2 protein-coding genes are annotated in these 667 nt (G+C 51.3%); both read right to left on the bottom strand.

Annotated elements, in window-relative coordinates:
* Nucleotides 1-545 (bottom strand): antitermination protein Q (locus ACFPZN_RS56355; RefSeq protein ID WP_378293698.1); only part of this gene is annotated, 545 nt, incomplete at its 3' end.
* Nucleotides 545-667: YlcG family protein (locus ACFPZN_RS56360; RefSeq protein WP_378293700.1), on the bottom strand; the 123-nt coding region annotated here is incomplete at its 5' end. The genes ACFPZN_RS56360 and ACFPZN_RS56355, both read right to left, overlap by 1 nt.

The raw sequence follows: 667 nt of genomic DNA on the forward strand, positions 1-667 counted from the left end.
CACGCATTGCTGATAACGCCTTTGCCGTTACACGCTTTGCACAGAACGCGCGCGCTCTCCCGAACTGATTTCCACTCCTCCCAGTATGAGGGGTAAACACCCTTTGTAACTTTTGCCCATTTTGGCGGCTTGCCGTCAGGGTATTGGATTTTGTTGGTGAATACCTCGACTTCGGTAAAACCGCTACCATCGCAGCAGTCACATCTGCGAACGCTTGCCGCACTACGGGCGTAATCCTGGTATGCAAAAGCACACATAATTTCGAGAACGCGCTGCCGGACTTTTTCATCGAGTTCTGTAACTGATTTAAAGCGTCGGCATAGGACCAACGATGCTCCATAAAGCGCCTCCATTGCCCGGTCAGGGCTGCTGATACCAATTTTTGCAAGGTATAAATCGAATCCAAACCCACACTTGGCGTTAACCAGTCCAAGCGCGGTCATAACATCAGTTCCGGTCAGATTGTCGGTGGCAGTCGCCCTCGAGGAGTCACTGAACATCGGTGATTTTGGCGCGAAATATTTAGCGATTGATTCGAGGTTCATTATGCGGCTCCTGCTGAATGATAGATTCGAACAAAATTACGAAGGATGCGGTAGTCCACCAGCACTGATCCCCGGTAGCGGTAAATGCGAAGGCGCTGCCAGCGCGCGCGTAGTACCTCAAG

This window comes from Actinomadura rugatobispora (assembly GCF_042656285.1).
Lineage (GTDB): Bacteria > Actinomycetota > Actinomycetes > Streptosporangiales > Streptosporangiaceae > Spirillospora > Spirillospora rugatobispora.